This is a genomic window from Bdellovibrio sp. NC01 (assembly GCF_006874625.1).
In the GTDB taxonomy this organism is placed as follows: domain Bacteria; phylum Bdellovibrionota; class Bdellovibrionia; order Bdellovibrionales; family Bdellovibrionaceae; genus Bdellovibrio.
Genome location: NZ_CP030034.1, coordinates 2,509,891 through 2,531,885, shown reverse-complemented (window position 1 = coordinate 2,531,885; position 21,995 = coordinate 2,509,891). Strand labels below are relative to the sequence as shown.

General features: G+C 45.7%; 15 protein-coding genes. 10 read left to right on the top strand and 5 right to left on the bottom strand.

Features of this window, described 5'->3' with window-relative positions; all coding sequences use genetic code 11:
* Positions 1–24 precede the first annotated feature (24 nt).
* Positions 25–2,631, top strand: a complete 2,607-nt coding sequence (uvrA, locus tag DOE51_RS12110; RefSeq protein ID WP_142696826.1) for an excinuclease ABC subunit UvrA — start codon at positions 25–27, stop codon at positions 2,629–2,631.
* Between the two features lies 1 nt (position 2,632).
* Here uvrA and DOE51_RS12105 read toward each other — a convergent pair whose 3' ends face one another.
* Complete coding sequence (locus tag DOE51_RS12105) at positions 2,633–3,577, bottom strand: hypothetical protein (protein ID WP_142696825.1); 945 nt, start codon at positions 3,575–3,577, stop codon at positions 2,633–2,635.
* A gap of 405 nt (positions 3,578–3,982) precedes the next feature.
* On the opposite strand from DOE51_RS12105, the gene DOE51_RS12100 reads away from it, so the two are divergent.
* On the top strand, positions 3,983–5,011 hold the full coding sequence (locus DOE51_RS12100; RefSeq protein WP_142696824.1) for a DUF475 domain-containing protein: 1,029 nt from the start codon (positions 3,983–3,985) through the stop codon (positions 5,009–5,011).
* Here the strand turns inward: DOE51_RS12100 and DOE51_RS12095 are convergent.
* A complete protein-coding gene (locus DOE51_RS12095) occupies positions 4,950–5,846 on the bottom strand; it encodes a DMT family transporter (RefSeq protein WP_142696823.1) in 897 nt (298 codons plus the stop codon). The genes DOE51_RS12100 and DOE51_RS12095 overlap by 62 nt on opposite strands.
* Complete coding sequence (locus tag DOE51_RS12090; protein WP_142696822.1) at positions 5,839–6,561, bottom strand: FAD-binding oxidoreductase; 723 nt, start codon at positions 6,559–6,561, stop codon at positions 5,839–5,841. Before DOE51_RS12090 ends, DOE51_RS12095 begins: the two co-directional genes overlap by 8 nt.
* Positions 6,562–6,654: 93 nt before the next feature.
* On the opposite strand from DOE51_RS12090, the gene DOE51_RS12085 reads away from it, so the two are divergent.
* From DOE51_RS12085 to DOE51_RS12065, 5 genes are all read left to right on the top strand, one after another.
* Positions 6,655–8,739 carry a hypothetical protein gene (locus DOE51_RS12085; RefSeq protein ID WP_246845062.1) on the top strand — a complete coding sequence of 695 codons (2,085 nt, stop codon included), beginning with the start codon at positions 6,655–6,657 and terminating at the stop codon, positions 8,737–8,739.
* Between the two features lie 102 nt (positions 8,740–8,841).
* The gene (locus DOE51_RS12080; protein ID WP_142696821.1) at positions 8,842–9,831 is read left to right on the top strand and encodes a hypothetical protein; all 990 of its coding nucleotides are present in this window, start codon (positions 8,842–8,844) and stop codon (positions 9,829–9,831) included.
* 175 nt (positions 9,832–10,006) lie between these two features.
* Entirely contained in the window at positions 10,007–13,444 is a 3,438-nt protein-coding gene (locus DOE51_RS12075) for a hypothetical protein (protein ID WP_142696820.1), read from the top strand.
* Positions 13,444–16,554 carry a S8 family serine peptidase gene (locus tag DOE51_RS12070; RefSeq protein ID WP_142696819.1) on the top strand — a complete coding sequence of 1,037 codons (3,111 nt, stop codon included), beginning with the start codon at positions 13,444–13,446 and terminating at the stop codon, positions 16,552–16,554. The genes DOE51_RS12075 and DOE51_RS12070 overlap by 1 nt, the downstream gene beginning before the upstream one ends.
* Positions 16,555–16,586: 32 nt before the next feature.
* On the top strand, positions 16,587–17,492 hold the full coding sequence (locus DOE51_RS12065; protein ID WP_142696818.1) for a hypothetical protein: 906 nt from the start codon (positions 16,587–16,589) through the stop codon (positions 17,490–17,492).
* Positions 17,493–17,612: 120 nt separating this feature from the next.
* Here the strand turns inward: DOE51_RS12065 and DOE51_RS12060 are convergent, their stop codons facing one another.
* Positions 17,613–18,305, bottom strand: coding sequence for a hypothetical protein (locus DOE51_RS12060; protein ID WP_142696817.1), 693 nt, complete (start codon positions 18,303–18,305; stop codon positions 17,613–17,615).
* 164 nt (positions 18,306–18,469) lie between these two features.
* On the opposite strand from DOE51_RS12060, the gene DOE51_RS12055 reads away from it, so the two are divergent.
* Positions 18,470–19,117 carry an HD-GYP domain-containing protein gene (locus DOE51_RS12055; RefSeq protein ID WP_142696816.1) on the top strand — a complete coding sequence of 216 codons (648 nt, stop codon included), beginning with the start codon at positions 18,470–18,472 and terminating at the stop codon, positions 19,115–19,117.
* 68 nt (positions 19,118–19,185) lie between these two features.
* Here the strand turns inward: DOE51_RS12055 and DOE51_RS12050 are convergent, their stop codons facing one another.
* Complete coding sequence (locus DOE51_RS12050; RefSeq protein WP_142696815.1) at positions 19,186–19,989, bottom strand: DUF1338 domain-containing protein; 804 nt, start codon at positions 19,987–19,989, stop codon at positions 19,186–19,188.
* 116 nt (positions 19,990–20,105) lie between these two features.
* Here DOE51_RS12050 and DOE51_RS12045 point away from each other — a divergent pair, with 116 nt between their 5' ends.
* Together DOE51_RS12045 and DOE51_RS12040 are read left to right on the top strand one after the other, a co-directional pair.
* Positions 20,106–21,119, top strand: a complete 1,014-nt coding sequence (locus tag DOE51_RS12045; protein ID WP_142696814.1) for a DUF2817 domain-containing protein — start codon at positions 20,106–20,108, stop codon at positions 21,117–21,119.
* Positions 21,106–21,843: an alpha/beta hydrolase gene (locus tag DOE51_RS12040; RefSeq protein WP_142696813.1), complete on the top strand. Its 738-nt coding sequence runs from the start codon at positions 21,106–21,108 to the stop codon at positions 21,841–21,843. The genes DOE51_RS12045 and DOE51_RS12040 overlap by 14 nt, the downstream gene beginning before the upstream one ends.
* Positions 21,844–21,995 lie beyond the last annotated feature (152 nt).

Below are 21,995 nucleotides of genomic sequence, written 5' to 3'. Positions count from 1 at the left end.
CCGTCAGCTTAGAATGATGAGATTATGGCACACTCTGAAATTGAAGACGGCATCGTCGTTAAAGGTGCAAAAGAACACAACCTCAAAGACGTCAGCGTTGTGATTCCTCGAAATAAGATCACAGTGTTCACGGGTCTTAGCGGTAGCGGTAAATCTTCGCTGGCGTTTGATACGGTTTATGCCGAAGGACAACGTCGTTATGTTGAAAGTCTTTCTGCTTACGCACGTAACTTTCTTGAGCAATTAAAGAAACCAGAAGTAGATTCCATCACAGGTTTATCACCGGCTATTGCGATCGACCAAAAATCTGTCAGCACGAATCCGCGTTCGACAGTAGGGACCGTCACAGAGATCTACGATTATCTGCGTCTGCTTTATGCAAAACTCGGCGTGCCGGAATGTCCGATTCATCACATTCCTGTCGCAAGTCAAACGCCGCAGCAGATTATTGAAGACATCATGAAAAAATCTGCGGGTGCCAAATTTTATGTCTTAGCGCCCATGGCTTCCGGTAAAAAAGGGGAGTTCCTAGCTGAATTCCAACGTTGGGCTAAAAAAGGTTTCGTGAAAGCGAAAGTCGACGGCAAGATGATTGATCTTGATAAAGCGACGAAGCTTGCAAAAACCAAAACCCATGATATCGACTTGGTTGTCGATCAATTGATTCTTAAAGACTCTATGAAGCTGCGTTTGTCGGAAAGTATCAATACCGCACTTTCTATGGCGAACGGTCGTGTGATCATTGAAACATTGGATGGCGAACGCACGAATTATTCTTTGCATTCGGCGTGTCCAGAATGTGGTTATAGCTTCCCCGAAATTGAACCGCGTCTTTTCAGTTTCAACAATCCCCGTGGAGCGTGCCCGACATGTAACGGCTTAGGCACCATCGATCTTGTCGAAGAAGAACAGTTTTCTGACGGTGAGGTGGGCGGCAAAAAACTTGATAAGGTCGTTTACAAATACAAAGGTAAAAAAGCTTCTGATGACGACGATGAAGAATCAGAAGAAATGATTTTGAACGATTGCCCTGATTGCCATGGCACGCGTTTAAAACCTGAAGCGTTGAATATTAAATTGGCGGAACACACGATCGCGGAACTTTCTGATTTAAGTGCCGTTGAATTGCGTGATTGGATTTCTAAATTAAAGTGGAAACCGAAAGATCAATTGATCGCGGAAAAAATCGTGAAGCAAATCGTTTCACGTCTGGATTATTTGATTCGCGTGGGAACTTCCTATCTGTCTCTGAGTCGTACTTCGCGTACGTTATCAGGTGGTGAAGCACAACGTATTCGTTTGGCAACACAAGTCGGATCTTCATTGATTGGGGTTCTGTATGTGATGGACGAACCAAGTATTGGTTTGCATCCGCGTGACCATCATCGTTTGCTAGATATCATTGGTGAACTTAAAGATCGCGGGAATACCATTTTGTTGGTAGAGCATGACGAAGATACCATTCGTTACGCCGACTTTGTTGTCGACTTGGGACCTCGTGCAGGTCGCTTGGGCGGCGAAAAGATGGCGCAGGGGACGCCGCAAGAGTTAGAAAATAATCCTAACTCTTTGACGGGAAAATATCTTAAAGGCGAAATCAGTATTCCAATTCCGAAAGCGCGTCGCAAAGGCAATGGCGATAAATTGCGCCTGCTTGGTGCAACAGGAAACAATTTGCAAAATGTCGACATGGAATTGCCTCTGGGTACTTTCACGACCGTGACGGGTGTTTCTGGTTCTGGTAAGAGTACGTTGATCATCGATACGCTTTACAAAATTTTGGCGAAGCACTTCTATGATGCACAAGCTATTCCGTCGGCTTACAAAAAAATCGAAGGCTTGGATAAAATTGATAAGGTGATCGATATCAATCAAAGACCGATTGGTCGTACGCCACGTTCGACTCCAGCGACGTATGTGGGATTGTTCCCGATGATTCGTGATTTGTTCGCCAATCTTCCGGACTCGAAACTGCGCGGTTATGAACCGGGTCGTTTTAGTTTCAACGTCAAAGGTGGTCGTTGCGAGACATGTATGGGGCACGGGCAAATCCGCATGGAGATGCACTTCTTAAGTGACGTCTTCGTGACTTGCGACACATGTTTGGGCAAGCGCTACAATCGCGAAACTTTAAATATCAAATACAAAGGCAAATCTATTTCTGACGTATTGGATATGAATGTGGGCGAAGCACTTGAGTTCTTCCGCAATCATTCGCACATCCATCGCAAGCTTGAAACTTTGCACCGAGTGGGTTTGGATTACATGACGTTGGGACAAAGCTCGACCACATTGTCGGGTGGTGAAGCGCAACGTGTGAAGCTTTCAAAAGAGCTTTCAAAACGTGGTACAGGAAAAACATTGTACATCCTGGATGAACCGACAACTGGTTTGCACTTCGATGACGTTCGCAAACTGGTCGAACTGATTCAAGAGCTTGCCGATCAAGGCAACACTCTTTTAGTTATCGAGCACAATCTAGAAGTGATCAAAGCTTCAGACCACGTGATTGATTTAGGACCTGATGGCGGTAAAGGTGGCGGACGTATTGTCGCAACCGGTACACCAGAGCAGGTCGCTAAAGTGAAAGACAGTGAAACAGGAAAATTCCTGAAGACTGTTTTGAAATAGTTTACTGACAGATATAAGCGCCGACTGTGATCTCTCCTTGGTAGGATTGAATTTCTGCCAAGGACGAGACAGCTGAACACAAACCTTGGTTTTTCAAATCCGCTCCGACTTTAAATCCTGCCGCTAACCAGGCGGAAACTTGAGCGTTGACCTCGGAACCTGCGGGGCCTGACATCGTTTGATAAGAACATTTTTTTGCGACAGGTGGCGCTCCTGAAGGTTGCCATGGGTTGCGCTTACTTTCTTGAATACAATATGCTAAGCCATCGCGGTAATCGTTCGCCTTCACGTACATGTCGGGCATTGGATCGCCAGATTCCCAACGTGGACCATAAGGATTTGGCGCTGTCGAAGAAGGCACCAAGATGCCTGAAATGTTCGGCACGCTTTGTTCGCAGAATACTTGGATCGCTTGACCGACTTCTAAGCCAAAATAAGTTTCAAAATAATCTGAATAGGGTGGTTTATACCATAATCCGGTGAACATCTTATTCAACAAGGCACTGTCACCGCCAAGCAAGCGTTGCACGACATTGTTTTGTCCCGCATCAGGTGCGCTGTCAGGATAAGCGGTGGGGCTGCAACGATTGAGTTTTGCTAAATGGTCAGCGATTGTCGTCGCCGCAAATTTATTTCCATAATAAGCACGATTGATCGGGCACGCTGTCGCCATAATATTCATCAGTTGAGTCGCCTTCAACGACATCGGCGGCTTCACCTCTGGCAGTGGAGGAATCGCGCACTTCAAACACGAAGTCACATTTGTAGAGCTGTCTGCCGCACAAGCGCCCGAAGTTTTGACGAAGGAAATTTCGGGAACAGGCGGGGGTGTGATACCAGGATCAGACAGCTTGCTTCCAAGATCGATTTGCTCGAACTTGACGGGCGTATCACAGGCCATCAATGACATAGATAGCGCCGACAAAATACCTACAACGATCTTCATGAATCCTCCGATGAAAAAGGTCAAAGCACTCGCGGTTTGACCTTTTCAGCAGATAAGGCAAGAGCGATACCAAGCAAAATGGGTAAGGGAATATGAATGAAAAGTGAGGCAACTAGCTGAAAGGTATTTTGATTCTCACCCTGAGGCGTTCCCAATGTTTCCATGAATTTGTCGAAGCTCTGGCAGTGGCGAAAGTTCATTCGTTATTTAAAACTTTCGAAACGCAGAAATTCACGAGCCTATTTGTCATTGTTCACAGAAGTTAAAGAAAAGTGTTCAAGCTGTAAGCGAAAGTGTCAGTTTCAAGCTTTGCTTAGGACTCGAATACACTCGGAATTTTACTGAAGTTCGCAAAGATTGACTTCAAATTTGACAAGCCTCGGGGAATCGAGCACATCATGAATTATGAAATATTTCAGAGGCTCCATTGTCTTTTCAATTTTTGGTTTAATTGCTTCGTACTTTATTGGTCATTACTACGGTGGAACGACGGCGAAGGCGCTCGAAGCATTGTTTATCGCCGCGGTTTTAGCGGTGCTTGAGATTTCTTTATCATTCGATAACGCGATCGTGAATGCCTCTGTATTAAAGAATATGACAGAAGTATGGCGTAAACGTTTCCTGACATGGGGGATGGTGATCGCGGTTTTCGGAATGCGTTTGGTATTTCCACTATTGATCGTTGCTGTTGTGGCAAAGATCGATCCGTTCAGCGCTTTAAAACTTGCGGCATTTAAGCCAGACGAATATGCGAAGCTGATGATCTCTGCGCACTTAGAAGTAGCGGCATTTGGTGGAACTTTCCTGTTGATGGTGGCTTTGAGTTATTTTTATGACTCTGAAAAGGTAGAGCACTGGATTACTTGGATTGAAAAGCCTGCTGCGATTTTAGGAAAAGTGGAAGCCGTTGAAATGGCCGTTTGTGTGGTCGTGCTTGTGACGATTTCGCACTTTCTTCCAGAAAAAGAGAACTTCTCGTTCTTGGTGTCTGGACTTGCGGGTTTGATTACCTTTGTCGCTGTGGATGGTATTGGCGCTTTCATGGAAGCAACAGAAGATACGATGAAGGATATGCACAAAGCCAGTGCGGCGATGTTCATTTACTTGGAAGTTCTGGATGCCTCTTTCAGCTTTGACGGCGTTGTTGGTGCATTTGCAATCACTCACAATCTCTTCATCATCATGGTAGGTCTAAGTATTGGAGCCTTCTTCGTTCGAAGCTTGACGATTATGTTCGTCGAAAAAGAAGCTTTAACGAAATTTGCGTACCTTGAGCATGGCGCTTTTTATGCGATCGGAACATTGGCAGCGATCATGCTGACGGATCCGTTCTTGCATTTTCCAGAGTGGGTTACGGGCCTTATCGGAGCAGTTATTGTTTTGGTTGCGTTTCTGTGGTCTTTGAAGAAGGGTCCCACAGAATCTGAAGGATAGAAGCGATCATAATGATCACGGCGCCTGATGTTTGAAACACTGTCAGGCGCTCATTCAAAAGTAAAAATCCAAATATCGCCGCAAACGGGGATTCCAACAGAAACAGCATACTTGCTGTCGTATCCGATAAAATTCTTTGCGTGCGCACCTGTAAATAAAAAGCAATCACACTTGAACCCAAGCCCAAAGCTAAGACACCCATCCATGCATGGGGATTTGTGACTTTCCATGCAATCGTGTCTTGCATGAATAAAAGTGGAATTAAGAAAAACAAACTCCATAGAGATTGAAAGTTATTAAAGCGAAAGGCATTGCCCACTTTTGCAGAAATGCGACCGATATAGATGATGTGAAACGTCGCAAGAATCGAACATGCCACAGTCCACAAATCGCCAACGTTAATTCCGACCAGCGTCGCATTCATCAGAATAAATGTTCCCACCAAGGCGAGTGCCGCCAATAAGTAATTGCGCCAGTGACTTGGGGTTTTAAAAATCAAAGTGTTCGCAAGCGGAACCAAAATCACATAAAGACTTGTGATGAAACCACTCTTTGTCGCTGATGTGTATTTCAAGCCAATCGCCTGCAGAAGCAACATGCTGCCAAGCAAAGCACCAGCAGGGAAGGCACGTAAGAAATCTTCTTTGGCTGATCTTAAAGCGGGACCGCGTACGATCAGGTAAATCACTTCGCCAATCACACTGGCGACAAGGAAACGATAGATCAAAGTTTCTGTCGGAGTGAAGGCTTCTAATGCCCACACCGTAGCGACGAAGCCGAAGCCCCACAGGACTCCGGCAAAGATCAATTCAAGAGCGGCGCGATTCTTAGTCAAACGCCTCTGCCCAGATACGAGTTTTCTCGATACCGTCCACTTCGATCAATTGATGTTTCACTTCTTTGATCATGCCGCCGTTACCGCACATATAGAACGTCGTCGGGATGTTTTTATAATCGAATTCAGAAATGAAGTTTTGGATGTAGCCTTTTTTGCCTTTCCAATCTTCGCTAGGGCGGCTCAATACAAATTCGTATTTGAAATCAGGAAGTTCTTTTGCCAGCGCTTCAAGTTCAGGTTGGTAGTACATATCTTTTTCGCTGCGCACGCCAAACAGCATACGGTAACGAAGATTTGGATATTGTTCTTTTTTAGAAAGCAAATAGCAGATGTGTTGTGAAAGACCTGTGCCCGTATTCAAGAAGACGATTTGCTCTGTCGGAGGTTCTTGGAAGAACACTTTGCCGAAAGGTCCTGTGAAATTTAAAAGCTCGCCACCTTTCAAAGCCCAAACAAAAGTCGAGGCGATGCCGTTTTCAACGAATTTGAAAAGAAGACGGAAACCTTTTTTATTGCGGTCATCAGATGCGATCGAGTAAGCACGCAAAATCGGTTTTGCTTCGCCCTGGGGGACGTTCAACATCACAAATTGCCCAGCTTTATAGCTAAATTCGGCTGGATTTTCCGTTTCAAGCACAAGTTCCCGGACTGTCGGGGTGTGGTCGATGATTTCTTTAAGTCTCATGTGGTAAACGGTGCGAGCGGAAGACATAGGACTCCTTGTAAGTGCCCCTCACCTATAATCCGAAAATCCCAGACAGTCCAACAATTTAGCTTGTTACGAAACCTCGCATTCACTAAAATTATGGCAACTGACGAGGTAAACATCGTGAATATTGCGCAGCATCTGGTATTGCCCCTTTTATTAGTTCTGGGTTCTTCGGTACGGGCTCAAGAAGCCGCTTCAACGCAAAGCTCTGCACCCTCTGTAAATGTTCCAGCTCAAGAGGCTGAAGACATTCCAGCTCCTCAGCGTTCATTATTGAAAACTGCGGCGACAAAAGAATTTAACAAGGCGATGTATTTCGATCAGATCGACAACGGTTTGATCTTGCCGCCATTAGAGCTTGATTATGATTTAAGCGACGCTGGTAAAAATCTGCGCGTCGGAAATGTTTCGTTGAATGAAAAGAATTTTTACTTTGGCTTGTTGCCATTGGGAAAAACGCATTCACAAATCAATCAAGTCGTGGCAGCGAACCAAGCTGATCAATTAGCTCTTGTTATGGCGTGGCCCGACAGATTGATCTCTTCTGGAACACTTGAAATGATTTCGCGCACCGGAGCCGTGTTGTGGAGAACAAAAATCTCTGCTGCGGATATCACAGAGTGGAATCAGAAATTAGACGGGTGGAAGAAGACTCTTCTTGGCGCAGGTACTCAAGCTTCAAATTTGCGTGGCGGAATCTTTGCCACTCAATATGCGGTTTTGAACGTGAATGAAGCAGGTGCGTTTGCAAATATCAACGAATCATTCCGTTTCTGCTTAAGCTCTGAAGAGGGTCGCAATCAAACAAAACTGTGCTCGCAACGTTATGCTGTGAAGAAAACTCCGCAAGGTCTTGCGATGGGTAAAACGCGTGGCGAGAAAAACAATCCACGTGTCCTTGTAAATAACGAAGACGCTCCAACAAAGAAAACAGTTCAAGTTGCGACGGATGTGCCAACAGGTTTTTATGCGGAACTTGCAACTGGCGAAAGCTATGAATTCGTCGTGATGCCGAACAAGTTGCAATTGATGGATATCGCGGACACAAAAAATCCAAAAATTTTGCGTGTTGTAGGTTATGACACTCGCCCTGTCGGAAAATCGATCATCCTAAATCCAGATCAATACTCGAACCTGACGAAAATGATCGGCTTTGAAGCGACGATTGGTGATCCACGTAAATTCTGGGCGGCGGCAGTGCCAACAAGTAATCCAGTCGTTTATTTGCCAGGTCAAGGTGGCGGTGTCTTCAGACAACGTTTAGAGCTTTCTGAAATTCCACGCAGCCAATCGCGCGTTTACTTAAGCAAACGCACGCCAACGGGCACGTATATTGACGGTATTAAACTTGAAGGTCGTAAACAACCGACTTCAGAAGTGACATCGACACAGAATTCAGTCGAACAAGACGAAAAAGATCCTGGTCACTTTTATTGGAAATTTAAAGCGACAGAGCGTGGTCAAATCAATCGCTCGTACTTGAATGTAAACTTCGAAGGTAAGACTTATAAATCGTATTTCGAAATCTACAAAGGTTATCCTCGTGAATTGTCAGCGCGTCTTTCGGCGGTCAGTGCATCAGGCACTTTGATCTTCTTGGGCGAGCTTGCATACAATCAGTGGTTTGAAGACCTTTTCGGTTGGACAAATTATTGGGCGTCTCGCCAACGTTGGGGTATCGCTGCAAAATACTTCCAATCTTTCAATCAATTGACGGTTGATAAAGCAACAGGTCGTACCGCTCCTTTGAGTGTATTGACGGTCGATTTGAAATATCGTTTTACTCCAGGTCTTTGGAATCGTGACGAATCTGTGGGTCTTTTGGGTTCTTATCAAAGCGTAAAATTTGATGAGTTGAAAGCGCCAATGTTGGGCGGCGGTGTCTTCTGGGCACGTTCAATGCCGAAGAGTATCGATGATCTGTTCAACGTTCTTGAATTCATGCGCTATCCAAAATGGGTTGATATGGAATTCATCTATTATACTCAGTCGATGGACAGCAACGTGACGTTGAATTCATCAATGTCATTGAACTTCCACGGTAAAGTTTTGTGGACTGAATCATTGTACGGTGAAGCAGGCTTTGGTTATAAACGTTATGCCTTCACGGATACGGCGCAAAATCAGAAAGCAGAGTTGAACACCTTCTACGGAACAGTCGGTGTGGGTTTGAACTTCTAAGAATGTCACCTGTCTAGGGCTTAGACAGGTGTAGACTAAATAACCACGATCTGATGGTGGTTTGTGAATTGCTCTCTGGTCTTCCCATCGAGGAACGTAACCATGAGAGCAATTTTTATTTTTACCGTCTTCACATTAAGTGTGGCTTCATCTCTATTCCTAACGGCTGAAAAAGCTTACGGTTGGGGATTTGGCGGCGACTCCAAAACGAAAATCTCAGATAAAATCATCACGGACTCTTTAGTTCGTAATCTTAGTTGCAATAATATCTCTACAGCTGCGATTTATGCGGCGATTCGCGACGATGCTTTCGACGAAGTACGCAACATCCCGACAGAGAACTGGGCATTTAATAGTGGCGGGTTTCCTATCGCGAACTGCTGGGCTTTAAGCAGCACTCAGCGCATGTTCTCGTACCTTGCTCGTTATAACGAGTCATCGGTGGATCATTCGGAAGAGCAGACAAGAAAAGTGTTAAACATGATTCGTCGAAGCGAACCGTCACTAGATTACGATCATCCAGAAAAAGTGAGAGAGTTCCCTTTGCGCAATTATGAAGTGTTCAAATTGTCGGAAAACTCTTTGGGGCAAGGATACTTCAAAGGTGGACAAAATCTTTGGACAGATATGGCCAACGGTATCTCAGGCGAAACAGGAAAAGTGCGCCGATTTAAAGGTGAAGTAGAGTATAACCAATCTTTCCGTTTTTTCCGTTTTGGTAACATCGGCATGGGGGCGGGCTCTGGTGCGCGCGATCAAGGCACGAACGTGGAAACCGCAAATCAGTTGATGAGAAACCTTAGCGGTAAACGTTTAACGTTGATCAACTTGCGCGTCGATCAAACAACCCAACACGTGGTGATGGCGAAGTCGTTCACGAAAGATGCTTCGGGTGTCATTCGATTTACGGTGTATGACTCTAATCAACCTGTTCGCGATCAGTCGGTAATTTTCGATCCTACGTCACAACAGTTCTATGCTCCGACAGTACTCGGGACTAACGCAGCGCTTGGAACTTTCATTGTGAGTGAAGACGAGCGCGGTGACTTCGAAAGAGCGCTGTTAAAGCACTATCAAGCAGTCTGCAAATAGTGCGGTTCTTTTAAGCACAGATATAAATTTTCCAAAAGGCCTTCGGAAACCGGAGGCTTTTTCTGTTCCAGATGAAACTGATGCCCGGGTGGTTTTTGCATGGTGGTGCCGTAATGTGGCCTAGTCCTTGCTGAGCCGGTTTCGGGTCCTTTTGACACCAGATTTGAGGTTCGGTATGTCATTAAGAATAGTTATCGTCTTCGCCTTGTGCCTCATGGCGCTGTCGATCGCGAGCGCGGAAAGCGTTTCGTTGCCGCTCAATTCAGTAAAGAAGCCTGCCGCAGACCTTATCGCAGGTTCTGGCCAAGCTATTGATGTCGGTCAAGCCGCAGCGATGGCTCAGAAGGGCACCGACCTCAGCCTTTACAATCCCGCTGACAATAAAATGTGGCAAGATCGCACGTATCCTGCGACAGAAGAAGTGGCTGGCGCATACCCGAACGGACCCACGGGTGTGAAGTTCCTGTCAGAAGAAGCCGCAATCCGTAAGGCTTTCACGTACATGTCTCGTGTTCAAAGCCAAGAAGATCCAACTAAATTCTACCGCTTCAGTCTTTCACGTTATTCGCACACAGCTCTGATGAGAGCCGCTCTTTTAAGAAAACTTGGTTACTACGTCGCTTCTCCGAAATACTACAAAAACCTTCGCGTGTTCTTTAATAGCGAAGAAGAAAAACAGACTTTCTTAACGAACGCTGAACAGTACATGATCGTCGATCTTGCCAGCCGTAACTGGGTGATCGAAGACAACAAACAAAATCACTCTGTAGTTTTCTCTGACGCGGTTCTTGAACCCGCTTCTGATGAGTATTTCGATATTCACTGGGGTATGGCTCCAGATCCAAATTTCCCAGAGCAGTTGGCGGCCGTACAACGTTATTCAAAATACCGTGCGTATCGCGCGTTGATTTTGCCATTTACGTTGGTGGACGTTCCAGAAAGTATCAACCGTTTCTCTCCAAAATTGGGTTCCGTTCTTTCAGGCAATGTGGTGCTGACTCATCCTTCGGCAGAGTCATTCGCTGCTTGTACTTACGAAGATGCGCGTTGGTTGATGCGTCGTTTGCAAAGACTTTCAACGAAAGATTTTTCTGACATTGTCAAAGCGGGGGCTTTCCCGGCAGAGCTTGAATCTTTGGTTCTTGCAAAACTTTATTACCGCGCGAAAAACGGTTTGGAACTTTTCAATCTTCCAAACTCTGCGGGCTGGCCAAGTCCGTCATTGGATATCACGTCACCTTCAGGCTTAGTACAAAACGGTAAAGTGATGAAGGAGTTCGCTCCTGGTTATCCGCAACGTTTTGCTCATGGTGATCGTCAATCGCCATTCCAAGATGGTGACTTGCAACGTTACTTGGGTATTCGCGGTAAGACAGCATTGATCCAAACTGCGATCAATCACATCAACGAACATTTGGCTTTCTTAAGCACGTCGGACCTTGCTGTTAAACGTGGTAACGAAATTCAAAAACGTATTATCGATCACATCAGAACGAATCCGCGTGAACCGTTGTATCAACCGGTTGAAGCGTGGGGTGGACCTGTAGCGGGTCTGTCGATGAATGCCGGTCGTCAGGTTACGACGGGTACATACTATGGTTCATCGGCTGCGATCCAATTGGTGGATAACTTATCACTGACGGGCAGTGTGGGTTACTTCATGGCTTTGGATGGTGTTCCTAAAATCAGTCCTGTGGGTGGCGCGAACTTGATGATCACACGTGATTACACTCACGTTCGTCCGTTGCTTTCAATTCAAGAGGGCGTGAAAGTTCCATGGCAAAATCTTGTGATTCCAAGATTCATGGAAAAATTAGGTGCGGTGCTTGGACAAACAGATCCAAAAGCATCTGACACAGTTCAAGTTCCTGGCGATGGCAAAGCGCCAACAAAAATTCCTCTGGATGCATTCTTGTCTGATCTTCGTGAAGGCGAAGTCTTCACGATCACAGATTCGGTGGCTCTAGCTGCTTACGCACAAGTGTCTGCGTCGATTGATACTTTGATGGGTATCACTCCGTTAGACTTCTTAAATACAGTTGCTTTGGGTGTCGACGGTTCACGTGTGATCTTGTCACAAACAAGTTTCATGAGAACAAGTGAAGGCGTTCAAGTTTTCGTTAGAAAACAATCGTCAACAGCCTTGGGCATGACGTTGGACATCAACTACTTCATCAATCTCTTGAAAGTACGTGCGCAAACAAACATCACGGATCTTCACACCGATGCTTTCGTGATCGACTACCGTCCTGAAATGGCCGAGCAGTTGGATTTGTCACAAACTGATAACAAGTACGTGAAAACGTTCTTGGATACTCGTAAAAACTTAAAACCAGTTCTGTATTCGTTGTTCCGTGATAACGATACCGAGTTGTTGTATTCAAAATTCAAATTCCAAAAGTTTGAAATCGATCACAACTTGAAAACTCGCGAAATTCGCACGCGCTTGCTTGCGCAACGTGTAGATTCTTTGAATGAAGATCATTTATTGAAAATCCGCTACCCACGTAGCGTGGATGCTCCAGAACTTGATCCTAAAGATGAAGAAGTGACTTTGTTCTCGAACAAAAAAGGCGAGCTTGTCGGTCGTGACCTTCTTGGTTTTGCGATGGACTGGATCACTGGCATTATCAATAAATGGCAGCCTAAAGCGCAAGTCAGCCTTGGTGACAGCGATGACCCGAATCCAGCCAATACGCCATTTGGTAAAGCTTACTGGAGAACGGCAACAACGGAGTCGGATCTTACAGTAAACCAAAAACAATATCCGTCAGTAGCTATCCTTCAACACGTGTGGGGAGGCTGGCATTTATCTAAGAAGAAATTCTTAAACCTTATTGATGAAGTTCAAGGTCAATTCAAAGGCACGACTGTTGCGAACTACCGTTTGGTTGAACCTGAAGCGTTCTCGACAGTCACGTCTGTAGACTTCTATCGTGTCACAGCGCAGTTGTCAGTGTTGCCAGGTGGTTTGGATAAAATCCGTGACCTTGTGTTGCAACCGGATGCTGATGGTAAAGATGTTGATAACGCAAGATTCTTTGGACGCTTGTTCCAAAAATTAAGCGAAAAAATGGGTAAACCTGCAAAGGCCAACGACCGCGAGTTCTTCGACGATTTGATGAAGATCTTTGGTAATGGCGATTACAAAACGGGTCTTGCGTGGTTCAACAACATGTGTGAACAAGCGCACTCGGAACAAACATCAAGACAGCGTGATCACGTGAGTAACACCAACTCTGGTTACTGGGTGAACGGCACTTACTATCAATGCTTGATGCCGTGGGTGAAAAACTTGATCAACATGGCTCGTTCATATCCGAAAGATAAAAAAGAACAAACGAAGTGGATGACTTCGGTTCTTTATATCTTGGATGAAGAAATCCCATTGCCACAGTTGTTGAAATTCTTGGGCCCTGAAAACTATGTGTTCTTCGTGCGCATCAACGGTTTCCGTACTGGTGATGAAGACGGGGATATCGAATACTTCTCAAACACATTGGGCGATCCGAAGAAAAATTTGGATTACGCAAACGGTTTGATCAACATGTTCGCGACGAAAACACGTATTTCGCCAATAGAACTGGATCGTACTCAAGGAGGGTTCAAATAATGAAACTCTTTGTCGCAAGCTTTATTGCCACTACATTGTCATTGTCAGCCCATGCTGCGGATCCATTCGGTGATGCGCAGTGGGGTTTAAATAATCAAGGCCAAATGCAAACGATCGACTTAGATCCTTTGCACATCTACCGCGTGCAAGCACGTGCGGGTGAAGATGTTCGTTTGCCAGCTCCTTATAAAGCGCCTAAAAAAGTGATCGTGGCTGTATTGGATACAGGTATTCAAGCAGACCATCCGGATTTAAAAGGTGTGATCCACCGTAATGAATCAGAATGTAAAGCGCTTGAAAAATTCAAAAAGTGTCTTGAAGATTCTGATCGCAAAGTCTGCGAACAAAAATGGATGGATCTAAAAAATCCTGAAGTCGATCAAGATAAGAACGGTTACCCACTAGATTGCCAGGGGTGGTCTTTGCTGGGTGGTACGAACGCGGCAAACATCATGGGTCGTCCTGATTTTGACGACAGTCAAGGTCACGGGACACACGTATCTGGTATTATCGCTGCGATTGCCGATAACAACATCGGTGTTCGTGGTTTAAGTCAAAACGTTGAAATCTTGCCGGTGCAAGTGATCGGTACCCAACCAAGTGAACCGATGAAGCCGTTGTCTATTACGGATTCTCCGACTGAAGAAGGTAAAGCTGAAATCAATCGCAGTTTGGGTGACATGGTTGCACGTGGCGTGATCTATGCGATGCGCTCGGGTGCAAAGGTGATCAACTTCTCTATGGGTTGGCCACAAGTTGTTGATTCTGATTTTATGAGACAAGTGATCGCTGAAGCTCAATCCCGTGGCGTGATTATCGTTGCGGCAGCAGGGAATGACTCCACTCGCGCACTTCTTCGTCCTTGTGCTTACAAGAACGTGATCTGTGTGGGTGCTGCGGGTCCTGACGGCGCAATGGCGCACTTTTCAAACTTCGGTAGTGGCGTTGATATCGTGGCTCCAGGTGTGAACATCCTAAGCACTTATCCTGAAAGCAAACGTCCTATCCGTTTCCGCTCAACATTGGGTTACGAATTCTTGTCGGGTACGTCTCAGGCAACTCCTTTCGTGACAGCTGCGATTGCTGAAATGTTAGCGCGTGGTATTCCTGCGGAAGAGATTTATCCTCGTCTGATCCTTTCTGCACGTCCGCTACTGACGAACTTGAGCCTTGTGGAAGGTCTCCCTAATACGACACCTAAGAGCCTTGATCCGGAAAAAGAAAGTTACACAAAATACGCTATTGCCGGAAACATGAATCTTGAAGGGGCCTTGAAAGTCACAGCGCAACCTTTGATTGTCCCTGCGACAAAAGAAAAAGTTGAAATCCCTTGGGATCGTCAAAGCAAAACCTTGAGCTATCAAATTTCATTTGTGAACAAGTGGCAAGCCGTTGATATCTCGCAAGTGAAAATGAATGCGAATTTCTTAAAGCCGCATCCAGAAGCTGTTCGCCCATGGATCACGGCGATCAAAGAAGCAGCTCCATATCCTGCGACATGGAAAATGGGTGAAGAGCGTAACTACGTTGTACAAATGGACATCGTCGATACTGCGAATCCATCGCAATCACGCATTCCAAGTGAATTGGATTTAACTGTTGATGTCAGTGTGAATGGTCAAGCGGCTCGTCGTTATGTTTTCGAAAACGAAGTGACGGTGGCGCTGACTCCAGACACGGTGGCTTCTGATATCAGAACTATGAACATCACAGGTTTACCAATTGGCGTGCGCACGTCGTTCATGCCAGTGGATCAAAATTTGGATGCTCATCCAGAACTTCGCGATTACTTTGCAGTTTCCCAAAATCGCAATGCATGGCAATTGTGGCTTGTTGCAAACAAAGGCCAAGACAGCTACGTGACTGCTGGTGGTGCAACAGGTGCGAAGATTCGTATCGATGGCAACTCTGATAATTTCAACGAGCAGGTGATGGCTCGTATGGATATGAATAACGATGGTCAAAGCGATTACGTCTTGGGCGTTCTTGAAGATAAGAGCGAAGAAGATGATGCTCCTCCATCGCCAACAAGTTTCTTTGTTTTCGACAACCGCATGAAGTTGATCGATAGCTTTGCGTATGACAGCAAAATCGCGCAAATGCCGTTTAATATCTTCTGGCAAAAAGTGGGTAACACGAAACGCCCAGCGTGGGTGGGAAGTGGTAAAGATCCAGCTAAGAAACGCTCGCTTAAAGATCGTTGGGAAAATCCAGATGATAACGAAGCCGCGAAAATGCGCTTCTATTATTTGAATGAGAAGAATGAGTTGAAAGCTGTTGAAGACTATAACGGCTATAAAATCATCGACGTGATTCAACCGCGTCAAACGCAGGCAGAGGCGGGCATCGTTCCGGTACTGCTCGCAAAAAATCAGGGTACAGAAGCTAAGCCCTCGTACTTGTATAGTTTCGCCGTTGGTGAGATGGTCGGCGGCCAAGTGCAGAACTTCATGGAGCTGGATCTTTTTGCGAACAAAGAATCTTATCGCAACATCTTGGATACGTTGGTGGGCGAAGTTCAGTCATTAGATTATAGCAATGATGAATTCGCAGGTAGCTTTTGGTTCGGTGAAGGACTAAACCGTCAGCAAAGATTATCGATCTTCGATAACAAGAACTGGGAGTTGTTGGATCAACAACTTGGTGCACAACGGTCCCAATTTGACTCCGCATTGCGCGTCAGAGCAGCGTTCACAGGGCAAAATCGCAAAGGTGCTTTTGTCCTTACGAACTCAGAAATCGAGTATCACGATCTTCTGAATAACGGTGTCATTAGCAAGAGCATGGAACGTTATACTTTCTTCCCTGCCTCTCTGATGACAGCGCTTTATAACCCTCTAACGCTGAGTGATTCGCGCGATGCGAAAACGAAGCTGCCAGCACTGTTCACGACAGAGACTTCGGGTCTCAGCCGTGGTGTCAAAATGTTGGTACCGGTTTTTGCAAAGGATGGAACTGCGGTTGAACTGGTGTCACCGGCGCGCCTGAGATTTAAGTCTTCGGCGGGTTGTAGACCTCTCGACACTCCGGTGTTTGAGGGCGAGCAGGGGGCTCACTCGTTCGACTACTTCTGTGGAAATAAAATCCTCAGAGTGAAGTTGAGTTACTAATACAAAATAAATAAATGGGGAGGAACCATCATATGAAAAACGTATTAAGAGCATTATTAGCGACAGCAGTTGTTACTGGATTCGCAGCCTGCGGAGGCGGCGGTGGTGGTGGTGGCGGCGGTGGCGGCCAAGTGATCTACTATCCATACGAAACAGTTTACGGTGACGTATGTACAACTCAACAAGCAACTCCAGGTTGCACATTCAGCCATCAAACTGGCGCGCGCATTAAAGTAACTGCTGACCCTGACTACAACAAATACGGTTATGGTTCAGACGACCTTTGGTACGTAAAATTCGACGGTTCTGGTCAAGCAGCAGTTTACGACGATTTGGGCCACTTCCAATACTACGCTAGCGCATCTCAATTCGCTGGTTATGTTGGCGGTTCAACTATCGGTGTAGGTACTACTGGTCTTTACTGGGAAAACGTATCTAACGGTACATACTGGTTGGGTAAAAACGGCGTTCTTTACTCTGCAAACCAATACGCAGGTAACTACGGTCAAGCAATCAACGAAAATGGTTCTAGCTCAGCTTCAGATTCAAACTTTGCTGCTTTGAACTCTGAATCTAACAAACAACTTGTTAAAATGGCTGCTGATAAACTTGTTAAAGACTACGGTTTCAAACAAGATAAAGCGACTGCAGTTGCGTCTGCATTGAACTCTTGGGCGGTAGCTGCTGCTGAACGCGGTACTACTTCTGAGAAAGACATGGACAAAACTTTCAAAGCAGTATTCGGCGTGCAATTCTCTGACGCTTTGGCTGCTGTTAAAGATCTAGCTGCTGGTGATAAAGCTGGTATGCAAGATGTTACAAACCGTTCTGCTGCTGCTCTTGGTTTGAAACCATACCAAGCTCAAAAGTTCATGAAAGGTATGTACAAAAAAGCTTTGGCTGGCTGGGGCTACGACGAATCTAGCTTCAACTGGTAATCTCTACGACGGCATAGCCGCTGTATAGAAAGCTTTTATAAGAAAATAAAAAAAAGCCCGCGCACTGAAAAGGTCGCGGGCTTTTTGTTTTTTAAATCCTAAATCGACGTGTAAACCAGCCTAGAAGTACGCGAACAAACCAAAGTTTCCGGCAAAACCTGAAACAGCGATCGTACCGATCGTATTCGTGCTTTGGCGTTGATAAATGTAACCGGCATCAAGACGGAAACCATAAGGACCGCCTGTCGGGAACCATTTCACAAAAGGTCCCACAAACGCTTCGAACAAATCGTATTTATAATCGCCGACAACCGTGTCAGAACCTGGATCGTGTTGACCGAACGAGCCTGTGCCGCCAATGCCGTACAAGAATGCTTCACCTGGAATATTAGGGATGATGTTAAAGTCAGCGAATGCGCCAAGCTTATAAGTCGTTGAAGTCAAATCAGCGATTGTTGATGCATAACCCACCATCGGACCGATTTCGAAACTACCAAAGTTCCAACCAAAGCGGGCAGCCAAATTGAAAGTCGTGATGTTCACAGAGTTTGCAGCATCGGCTTTGGTATTTGTCATCGCGAAGTTTACGCCCACGACGTACTTGCGATTGTTGGAAGCTTCTTCGCCGCCGAACTCATCGGGAGAGATTAAATCGTATGTCGATCCTTGGTTTAAGTTGCCCGTGAACTCGACGATAGCCTTATTGCCCTGGACCTTACGCACTTTGATTTTTTGCGCATGGGCATCTTGGGAAAAGCTTAGGAGACTCAAAGACATTGTCAGAGCAGCCGTGATGAAAAATGTTTGTCTCATTATGATCCTCGCTTGTTGCTTCTAAATTTTTTCAATCGAGGGTCCGTGCTGTCAACTTGGATCTGTTTCTGTCTGAGACGAGGTCCTGTTCTTGCGTCATCTGCGACTGTAAAGTTTGTTTACCAGGACTCCGACAAGTGTAGTAGGGAATGAAAGGGGAACTAATGTCGTCAACCTGGGGAGATATTCCTGCATGGGCCTATGAATCGGCTCAAGCATTGATGCAGGCCTTGAAGGTCGTTGATCCAGTGACTTATGCGCATTGCTGCCGCGTTGGCGAAATGTCGCGCAAGCTTGCACGCGACGCTGGCCTCAATGAGTACGAACAAAAACTCGCAGAATTTGCGGGCCTCTTTCATGACATCGGTAAAATGGGCGTGTCCCAATCAATTATCGCTAAACCTGGCAAACTCGACGATAACGAACTTGCGATTATGAAAAGCCATCCTGTGCTTTCAGAAGAAATCGTACAGCCATTAGCTCGTCATAAGTTTTTTAAAGAAATTCTTCCCGGTATTCGTGGTCACCATGAGCGTGTCGACGGTACGGGGTATCCTGATAAAATCTTGGGTGACGAAATTCCTGTGCTTGCGCGCATTATTCTGGTGGTAGATACCTACGATGCTATGTCGCAAACACGCGCTTATCGTAAAGGACTTCCAAATGAAGTTGTTTATGAAGAGCTCAAACGTTGCTCGGGCACACAGTTCGATTCGCAGCTTGTGAAGATCTTCTTGCAGGCCCACCCGGATTGGCAAAATCAGGATGTCGATCAAGATACACATCATTTACTTATCAAAAAAATTGCTTAGTCTGACTTCGTTGTCAGAATAAAAAAGCCCGGTCATCCCGGGCTTTTTGCATTTTAGACTGTATGGTTTTATTTTGTCTTGTTCGTACTTTCGAAAATCTTGTCAGCCGATTTCGCAACGAAGCCTTGGTACAATTTGCCATTCGCCATTGGGTAGCGTTTCGCAAACTCATAGTAACAACCAGGGATGTTGTGAGTGCCATCTGTGAATTTCACAGGAATTTCGGAAGCCATTGTTGAGCTTTGTTCTAGATAATCGGCAGGTGTGCCTTTGACTTCGCCACCTGACGAATTCAAGATCACGCCGTTGGATTTTAAGAAGTTGTTCAAGTCTTTGATGTCGTCGAATTTTTTCAAAGCATTGATATTCACAGTGAAGTGATTTGGGCGGAAACCGTAAGCTGCAACCCAAGAAGCATATTCACTTTCTTTAGCAAGTTGCGAATACAATTCAAAGCTCATATCCCACGGACGACCATCCATCGAGAATGTTTCGCTGTCGATCAAAGATTGGGGAATGCTTTCGATCAAACGGTTCATCGTTTCGCGCACAAATGGAGAAACTTTTTCTAGTTCCAATTCGCTGATGAAAATTTTTGGTTTTGTTTCATCTGGATGTTCGAAGTGTTTCGCGTAAAGTTTTTTTTCTGTGAAGAAATATTCTTGCGAAGATTCTACGTATCCGAATTTTTTGAATTGTTTTGCAAGAGATTGAATACCCAAGCGTGGATGGTTAAATGTGCGAAGGGCGATATGGTCATTCAAAACCGTTTCACCTTGTGCTGTGAAGAGATCATAGATGCGTTTCGCAGCAGGGTTTAGTTGGCAATAATCAACCCACATTTTGTCCAACAAAGTATCAAGACTCATCATAGTAATTCTCCTGTGGGTGAAAGAATAACCCTGGTTCGGGAATTGGAGCAAATGCTCCCGATGGCTGCGAGCGTTAATGTTTGGAACCAGGGATGATTTCGCCAACAATGGTTTCCATGTCTTCTATTTTAGAAATTCAGCAAATTGAAAAGCGTATTTCCGAGCTGGGATCTGCCGCACGCACCGAAGTGTTGGCCTACAGTGAGGATGGAGATGTGCGTATGCCCATCTATAAGCTTTCATTTGGAACAACGAATCCCGAAGCGCCTGTTCTAGGCTTCGTGGGTGGAGTTCACGGTCTTGAGCGTATCGGCTCGCAAGTGACTGTCGCGTTGTTGAATTCCTTGGCAGAACTCATTGTGTGGGACAAGGGCTTGCAAAGAACTTTGGAAGACATCCGAATCTTTTTTATTCCCACAGTAAATCCTATCGGGATCGCTAAAAAAATGCGCAGCAATCCTCGCGGTGTCGATCTGATGCGAAATGCGCCGGTCGAAGCCGATGATCCACCACGTTTTTTAGGCGGTCATCGTTACACTCGCAAATTGCCGTGGTATCGCGGTGAAGCGGGTGCTCCAATGGAAGTGGAAGCGCAAGCACTGATTCGTGGTGTGCAGTCTGAAATCGCTGACAGTAAATTAGCGATCACTTTGGATTTGCATTCGGGTTTTGGTTTGCAGGATCGTTTATGGTTTCCTTATGCGCGCACGCTGAAGCCATTTCCAGAAGTGGCGCAGTTGTATTCGTTCAACTCATTGCTTGAAAAAACGTATCCTTATCACTTTTATCGTGTGGAGCCTCAAGCGGGGACGTACACGACTCACGGTGATTTGTGGGATTATATTTACGATCAGCATCAAGGTTTGGCGCGCGGGAAGCATTATCTGCCGTTGTGTCTGGAAATGGGCTCGTGGATGTGGCTCAAGAAAAATCCATGGCAAATTTTCCGCAGTGATGGGCCGTTTAATCCGTTGATTGGTCACCGTCATCGTCGTACGTTGCGTCGTCATAATACGTTGATGGAGTTTTTAATTCGCGCCGTGCACTCGCCCGAGTGGATTGATCTTTCAGAATTAGAAATACGCGAATTCGAAAACAAAGCGAAAGAGTTGTGGTATGCAAAATACTAATCGTTGGATTTTACTGCGTGGTTTGGCTCGTGGACGCGGGCACTGGGGCAGTTTTGCGACAGAAATTCAAAAGAAATTTCCCAATGATCAGTTTGAATTCCTGGATCTGAAAGGCAATGGCGAACGCTTTGCTGAAAAGAGCCCTCTGACAGTTGCTGAATTCGTCAAAGACTTGCGCGAACGCTCTCAGTTCGTGAAAGAGAAAGTGCCATTCAAAGTTTTATCAGTATCTTTGGGCGCGATGATCACGGTCGAGTGGATGCGTCAGTATCCTCACGAAATTGAAAAAGCGTTTTTGGTTTGTACAAGTTCTTCGAGCTTTTCTCCGTTTTATGATCGCTTCATGTTGCACAATTATCTTCCAAGTTTATCGTTAACATTTGCGAAGGACCCAGCGCGCTGGGAAAAGACAATTTTAGGAATGGTCGTAAATAACCATGAACGTCGCGAAGCCGAGATGCCAGCGATGATCGAGTACTCTCGTGAAAATCCGATGCAGGTTCTGAACGTTGTACGCCAATTAAAAGCCGCCGCTTCGTATTCGTTTCCCAAAGAAGCTCCTGGCGATATTCAATTGATCGGAAGTCATGGCGATCGTTTGGTGAATCCATCGTGCACTCCGAACATCGCGCAAGCTTGGAATCTGAAAGCGGCGATGCACCCGTGGGCGGGGCACGATATTCCGGTGGATGATCCAAAATGGCTATTGGAGCACTTGCTCTAATCGAGAGTGCTAAGCATCAGATTTTCCGAGGAAAGTTTTTCAACCAAACCCAGATTTTTTACCTTGAAGGCCGTTATATTTGATCTGAGTCCTTTTGGACACAGGGCCCCGTTGACTCAAACCGGCGTTTCTAGTTCTCTATCCCCTGGACT